The sequence below is a fragment of the Azotobacter beijerinckii genome, assembly GCF_900110885.1.
In the GTDB taxonomy this organism is placed as follows: Bacteria; Pseudomonadota; Gammaproteobacteria; order Pseudomonadales; family Pseudomonadaceae; genus Azotobacter; species Azotobacter beijerinckii.
Genome location: NZ_FOFJ01000110.1, coordinates 1 through 6,128, shown reverse-complemented (window position 1 = coordinate 6,128; position 6,128 = coordinate 1). Strand labels below are relative to the sequence as shown.

Annotated in this window: 8 protein-coding genes; 2 read left to right on the top strand and 6 right to left on the bottom strand. The window is 62.6% G+C overall.

The window, feature by feature from the left end:
• Positions 1-489: hypothetical protein (locus BMY22_RS24135; RefSeq protein ID WP_208599378.1), on the top strand; the 489-nt coding region annotated here is incomplete at its 5' end.
• A gap of 136 nt (positions 490-625) precedes the next feature.
• Positions 626-898, top strand: coding sequence for an HU family DNA-binding protein (locus BMY22_RS22410; RefSeq protein ID WP_090625515.1), 273 nt, complete (start codon positions 626-628; stop codon positions 896-898).
• A 126-nt stretch (positions 899-1,024) separates the two neighbouring features.
• Here the strand turns inward: BMY22_RS22410 and BMY22_RS22405 are convergent, their stop codons facing one another.
• From BMY22_RS22405 to BMY22_RS22380, 6 genes are all read right to left on the bottom strand, one after another.
• Positions 1,025-1,759: a DNA-binding protein gene (locus tag BMY22_RS22405; protein ID WP_090625513.1), complete on the bottom strand. Its 735-nt coding sequence runs from the start codon at positions 1,757-1,759 to the stop codon at positions 1,025-1,027.
• Positions 1,760-2,007: 248 nt separating this feature from the next.
• Positions 2,008-2,451: a hypothetical protein gene (locus tag BMY22_RS22400; RefSeq protein WP_090625511.1), complete on the bottom strand. Its 444-nt coding sequence runs from the start codon at positions 2,449-2,451 to the stop codon at positions 2,008-2,010.
• 60 nt (positions 2,452-2,511) lie between these two features.
• Positions 2,512-2,865: a hypothetical protein gene (locus tag BMY22_RS22395; RefSeq protein ID WP_090625510.1), complete on the bottom strand. Its 354-nt coding sequence runs from the start codon at positions 2,863-2,865 to the stop codon at positions 2,512-2,514.
• Between the two features lie 180 nt (positions 2,866-3,045).
• Complete coding sequence (locus BMY22_RS22390; RefSeq protein WP_090625508.1) at positions 3,046-4,176, bottom strand: tyrosine-type recombinase/integrase; 1,131 nt, start codon at positions 4,174-4,176, stop codon at positions 3,046-3,048.
• Between the two features lie 276 nt (positions 4,177-4,452).
• Positions 4,453-4,995, bottom strand: a complete 543-nt coding sequence (locus tag BMY22_RS22385; protein WP_139204514.1) for a helix-turn-helix domain-containing protein — start codon at positions 4,993-4,995, stop codon at positions 4,453-4,455.
• Between the two features lie 547 nt (positions 4,996-5,542).
• Entirely contained in the window at positions 5,543-5,869 is a 327-nt protein-coding gene (locus tag BMY22_RS22380) for a metallophosphoesterase family protein (protein WP_090625505.1), read from the bottom strand.
• Positions 5,870-6,128 lie beyond the last annotated feature (259 nt).

The following is a 6,128-nucleotide window of genomic DNA, read 5'->3' as shown; positions in this document are numbered from 1 at the left end:
CAGGAGCGAGCCGCCAGGATGGATCTGTCGCCACCTCCGCGCCTGAATAGGAAAAAAGCGACTCTTGTTCGCTTGCCAAAGGCGCAGGGCACACTGCGCCACCGATTCCGAGGCGGAGACAAGCCGACAGCCGAGCAATGGCGAATCTTTCTCTCTTTCCAGCTTCCGATCTGCACGAAGGGAACCGGTGCCGCTCGCCGGCACCGCTGGATGAAAGTGCCGGTCGGTAATCTGCACGAGCTGTCGCCGTCGCGGGTTGCAGCTGCCTGGCGCAAGGTCTACGCGGGATGGGCATGGGCAACAAGCCTGAAGGACGAGCACACTACGGAAGAAATCTACCGGATGCCGCTACCGGAAAATCTGGAGGATTTTCTCCTTCGCATTTCTTTGCCACCGCCTCCGAGTATCCCCGAGCTCTGGGAGCGTGTTGGTTTCGATCCCGCTACCGGGCGGGACACGGCCGCTCGCCAGAAGGAACACTCGGCATGAGAGAAAATTGGGTGCTGGCGCCCATCCAGGGGCAGCTCATCCCCTTGGATGGGAGGGCTGCTCGTTGGCACGTCTGCAAGAAGGCGCGCTCCTGTCCGGTTATACTCGCGGGCCAATTTTCTACGTGGACTGACCAATGAACAAAGCTGACCTGATCGCCGCCGTTGCTGCCTCTGCGGATCTGCCAAAAACGACTGCCACCGCGGTAGTGGACGCCTTCACTGCCGCTATCACCAGCACCTTGCAACAGGGCGAGAATGTCGCCCTGGTTGGTTTCGGCACCTTCGAGGTGAAGGAGCGGGCCGCCCGCGAAGGTCGCAACCCGCAGACCGGGGCCGCGATCCAGATCGCTGCCGCCAAGCTGCCGGGCTTCAAGCCAGGCAAGGGCCTGAAAGACGCCCTGAACTGATTCCCTGCTGGCCTCATCCTGCATTGAGCGCTGGCGCCCAACCGTGGACATCCATCCCTTGACTTGAACAAAGAGGCTCAGGCCCACGGCTCCCCCTGGGAACTCCCTGCCGAACCATTGTCCTTCTCACGTACTCGCCGGCGATCCACCTGATCGGGATGCTTTGCCGGATGGTTTGCCGGGTTTCAATGCCGCCAGCAGGGCGTCGTTCTGTGCTCTGAGGGTGTCCAGTTCGCCACGCATCCGGGCCGCCTCCTCGCCCCTGGCATGAGCCTTCGCCAGCTCGTCCCGCAGCTGCTTCAGCTCGGCGGTGTGCTGCTCGCTGGCCGTTCGGGCGGCCTGTTCGGTGGCGCTCAGACGCTCCCGGAGCTGGGCCAGCTCGACGGCCTGGCTCTGGCGTTGCGCAAGCCCCTCCGTCAGCCGGTCCTGGGTCGCCGCCAGTTCGCCCTTTACGCCGTCCAACTGATACTCCAAGTCCTCGACGGTCTGCGCCGCGTCGGCCAGCTCCCGCTCGGCCTGTTCGCGCTGCTCGCCGGCGGCCCGGACCACCTCGCCCACCCGCCGTTCGGCCGCCTTCACCGCCTTGTCGTTCAGCTCGACCGCCAGGGCCGCCAGACGCTCGGTCAGCGCCCGGGCGACGGCCGCCAGTTCCTCGGCCACTTCCACCGGCAGTTCGGCCACCGGCACGGCCTCGGCGACGGACGAGCGGGCCAGGTGATCATCCCAGACCTGTTTCAGCCGGTTGGGGTTGCCGCCGCCGACCCGTTGCCGCAGGGCGAAGCCGGTGACGTTGCGGCCGGCGGCCTGCAGGGCTTCGCCGGCCTGGACGATCTCTTCGAGGGTGTATTCGGCGGGGCGCATGGTGATTGATCTCCAATCGGCTGAGGGTGAACTCAGCATAGCGAATAAACAAACAAATAAATAAATTAAAGACGAAAATCGGCAGGCCCTACGCCGGCACTTGACCCTCGATCTGCCGGCGGCTGCTCCAGCCGACATCAGGGCACGACGCGGCCTTCTTCAGCCGAGCTTGGCCGCTGTCGCTGCTACTCGGGGATTTGGCCATGGCGGGTTGGCAGGGCCGGCAAGCGCCAGCCTGGAGGGGGCGATCACTCGAAAGAGGTTTGGGCTTGTGCTTGGGCCAGGATCTTCTGGCGTATCCGTTGGGTTTGAGCCTCGCCGGCGGCAGTCCTGGCCGCCGATGCGCCGCTTAGCTGGTCGACGAAATAAGCCAGGTTGGCGGGCGTTTTCGGCCCCCAGAAGGCGTGCCATCGGGCCTTGCATTGCGCCTTCAGCTCGGGCGACAGCGCGTAGTAGTCCTTGCGAACCTTGCGCCACTGCTTTGCATAGAGATCGCGCATCCGCTGCACACAGCGCTGGTTTCGCTCCTCCCGGAGCCGCTTTTCTTCGTCCCAGGAATGCTGCGCCTGGGCGATCTGCTCGGCGAACAGCGGCATGGACTGCTGTTCGCGGATCAGCTTGCGATTGAAGGCGGCCTGCTTGCGGGAGGTGTAGGTGATCGCCTCGTGGCGCTCTTCGCGTTTGAACTGCATGACGGGATTCCTCGAAGTCGAACAGGCTTCTGCTGGCGGGATAGCTCGGTGATGGATCTGTTACCGGCCGCTCGCCAGGGGAACGTCCCCCAATGCGCACCAGGCGATTTCGTCGTGATCGCTGCTCAGGCGGCCGATGATTGCGCTTTCCCACTCGTCCGGATCGGGAATGCAGAGGCCGTCCTCGTTGGTGAGGCGCAGCACGCACCCATCCGGCAAGGTCAGGTCCAGCGCCCTGCAGTCACCGCCGGTCCAGACCTCCTCGAAGCCATAGGCGGCCACGGGGTCCACCTCGAAACGGCCGCAGGGGGAAAGGTAGGGATTGCGGATCTCGACGCCCTCGTGAATGAAGGCCAGCAGGGCGGGATCGTAGGGGGCGTTCTGGTTCAGGCCGGATTCGGTGATCAGATACATGGTTTTGCTCCTCGTGACGGGCAGCGACCTGCTGCAGGCCTTCAGGCTGGCATGGTCACGGGAGAACCCAAGTCGGGCCTGTTCACCCGGCCCGGCTTGGGCGCGCAGGGCGGCCGGCAGGTGGCCTGGTGCTGCTGGCGCTCGAGCAGTGGAGCCTGCTGCCAGCGGGAAAGATTGTCCTCACTCGCCGCCGGCGGGCTCCGATACCGACAGTGCCTTGAACACCACCTTGCTCTCCAGGGTGTGCGCCAGCGCCATCTCGCAGACCTCGCGCGGATGGTTGGTCTGCTCGGCGGCCCAGGTCCGGAAGGTCGAGCGGAAGCCGTGGGGCACGCAATTCTCGGCCCCGGCGGCATCGAGCACGCGGCGCAGGGCGTTGCCCGGGAGGGGGCCGGTGCGCCGCGCATTGGGAAACACATACTCCCGGTGATTGCCCCGTACCTGCTCCAGCACCTCGAGCATGGCCTCGGTGAGCGGTACCCGGTGAGCACGCTTGGCCTTCATCCGGTGGGCCGGGAGGGTCCAGATCCGGGCCTCCCAATCGAACTCCTCCCAGCGGGCACCACACACCTCGCCGCTGCGGGCGGCGGTGAGGATCAGCAGTTCGCAGGCGCGCGCGGCCGGGCCCGGCAGCCGGTCGAGCTGGTGCAGCAGCGCCGGTACCTGCTCGGCCGGCAGGGCGGGGAAGGGCAGGGTGCTGCGCTTGTGGCGCGGCAGGAGCTTGTCGAGGTGGCCACGCCAGCGCGCCGGGTTCTCTCCCGTGCGGAGCTGGCGGGCCTTGGCGGCATCGAGGATCAGCTCGATGCGATTGCGCACCCGGGTGGCGGTGACCGGCGTCGTCGACCAGATCGGCGCCAGCACATCGAGCACCTGATCGGTGTCGACCTGCGCCACCGGCAGCTCGCCGATCCGCGGGTAGACGTGGCTGCTCAGGCTGTTGCGCCACTGCACGGCATGGCGTGGGCTCCAGGACGGGGCGTGGGTGCGCAGGAACAGCTCGGCCTCGGTCTTGAAGGTCGTGCCCTTGCGCCGGTTCGCCCGCGCCTCGTGCTGCAACTGGTGACGCTTGCCGAGCGGGTCGATGCCCTGGGCCAATTCCAGGCGCGCTTTATCCGCGGCCAGTCGGGCATCGCGCAGCGAGACCGCCGGGAAGGAGCCCAGGCCCATGTCGCGGCGGCCGCCCTGGAAGCTGTAGCGGAACACCCAGCTCTTCGTCCCGCCGGCGGTGACCTTCAGGAACAGGCCCCGGCCGTCCTGGTAGGTGCCGGGGGCGGTGGTTTCCTTGACGAGCTTCGGTGTCAGTTTGCTCATGATGATTCAACCGGGCAGGTGGGCGATGGCAATCGGTGGAGAACGGGTTTGCAGGGGGAATTATTGGTGGCTGGCGCAGATCCAGCCGCACTGTACGCAGAGTCTCTATCCTCGTACAAATCACCTATAGGCCGCATAAATTGGGGATTCTACCAGTCACCTGCAGGACAGTCCCACAGCTTCCCCCACGGTGGGATTCCCCCATCGGGGCCGGCCCGCTGGCGCGAGCCAGGCACCCAACCAGGAGAAGGAGTCGGTTCACGCCGGCCTCTTCGGTCAATGGGGCGAGCGCTTGCTGAGGGCTCGACCGATGCGAAACGCCACCCAGGCCCAGTACTTGAGCACCGTGTCGTCCTCGCCGATTGAGAACGCCCAGGTCGTTTTCTTGAACAGCGGATGTTCATTTTTTCCGGCCTGGCAATATTTCTCTTCCAACTGTTCGGCAGTCAGGTCGGCATCGTTCAAATACGGGGTAATCAACTCGGCCTCGCTCGGAAGTTTCTTTTCACCAATACGGAAGGCCAGCCAGGCCGGATTGACGTGAACGAAACGGGCAATCTTTTCGATATCGGAGAGAATGGGCTGAGTTGTTCCGTTGGCATACTCGGCGAGGACTTGTTCGGCAATACCCGTGCCCATCGAAATATCCTGTCGAGTGTAGCCAAAACCATAAAGACAGGCCTTCAGCCGATGGGAGAAACCCGAGCTGGCGCAACTACCAATAATAAGATGAGACACTTTGAAATCCTCGCTGTCCGTGCGAGTTTCAGTTTCGGCCGAGCAAGGAAAAACCCAAACTTTTCTTGCTGAACTGATCACGTCTCCATCATTTAATGTCGATCAAATATTTACTATAAGCAACTTGGTTTTCATATGTTGCTGGCGAGCACACAAAATCCATAGGCAAACGCAGTTGCCCAGCAAACAGGCCTGGCCCACCAAGTTCTGGTGTCGACCTCAAACTTGTCAAACCCTAAACGCCTCAATTTTGACTCATTTAGCTCAAGTAGCAGATATGAAACTGCCGCCAGTGCTAAGCACCCAATCCATAGAGTTGACTCTTTAATCTGTATAAGTCGAAAAGAAGCGAATGCCGAGGCCACCACTATGCCTGCCAGCAGGACGCTAAGAAAGCTGCGTGAATGACAGGCTTTCAGGTTTATATCCTTCATTATGTTTTACCTTTTGCTTAACAAGGCCAAGCCTCGTAATACTTTTGCCAAAGCCGTCCAGTTCGAGGCGCCAACCAGGCTAAGCGAAAAATCTCCAAGCATTTTTCTGTGCCAACTAGCCTAACAGATGTCGATAGAGTCATGCGGCCATTTCCTGCCACTTTTCGGCTTGAAAAGACCGCATCTTTTCATTTTTATTGGAATTCGCAGATAGCCTTTTCCTCGGCGCAAACGTTATCGACAGAATAGATTCTCTCCGATCTGCCGATCTCGACCAGGGTGAGCCGGCCTCCCTCGAAGCAGCCGCCGGTATCCAGGTAGCGCACGTTGCCCAGGTCCAGCACCTCGTCGACCACGGTGTGGCCGACGTAGACCCGCTCGATGCCGGCGATGGGGCGTGTTTCTGCCTCGTCGTACCGCTTCCTGCGCCACAGGGCCTCCATGACGTGGTGATCGCGATAGGAGTCGCCCAGCTCGCCTTCCGCGCCTCCACGAAGCGTTTCCAGCTCAAGCAGGTGCATTCGGCATGCACCACGCCGTAGCGCTCGCCGGAACGCCCGGCAACCTCGATGGCTACGGGCAGCTCGTTCAGAAACCTGCCCAAGAAGGGGCGGAGCTCGTCGCTCAAGGCATAGAACCACTTGCCAGCCATGCTGGCGGTGGCCGACTGGCTCCTCGAACAGGCCGGCCTCCACGCACCACTGATCGTGGTTGCCGCGAACGGGCTTGAACCAGGGCTTTAAAAGCCAGCCCTTTCAAGGTGTTTGCGTAAACTCTCCC

Coding starts and splice junctions, on each gene's coding strand:
- BMY22_RS22380 (WP_090625505.1), bottom strand. CDS start 5,869: ATGCACCTGCTTGAGCTGGAAACGCTTCGTGGAGGCGCGGAAGGCGAG.
- BMY22_RS22395 (WP_090625510.1), bottom strand. CDS start 2,865: ATGTATCTGATCACCGAATCCGGCCTGAACCAGAACGCCCCCTACGAT.
- BMY22_RS22405 (WP_090625513.1), bottom strand. CDS start 1,759: ATGCGCCCCGCCGAATACACCCTCGAAGAGATCGTCCAGGCCGGCGAA.
- BMY22_RS22410 (WP_090625515.1), top strand. CDS start 626: ATGAACAAAGCTGACCTGATCGCCGCCGTTGCTGCCTCTGCGGATCTG.
- BMY22_RS22400 (WP_090625511.1), bottom strand. CDS start 2,451: ATGCAGTTCAAACGCGAAGAGCGCCACGAGGCGATCACCTACACCTCC.
- BMY22_RS22390 (WP_090625508.1), bottom strand. CDS start 4,176: ATGAGCAAACTGACACCGAAGCTCGTCAAGGAAACCACCGCCCCCGGC.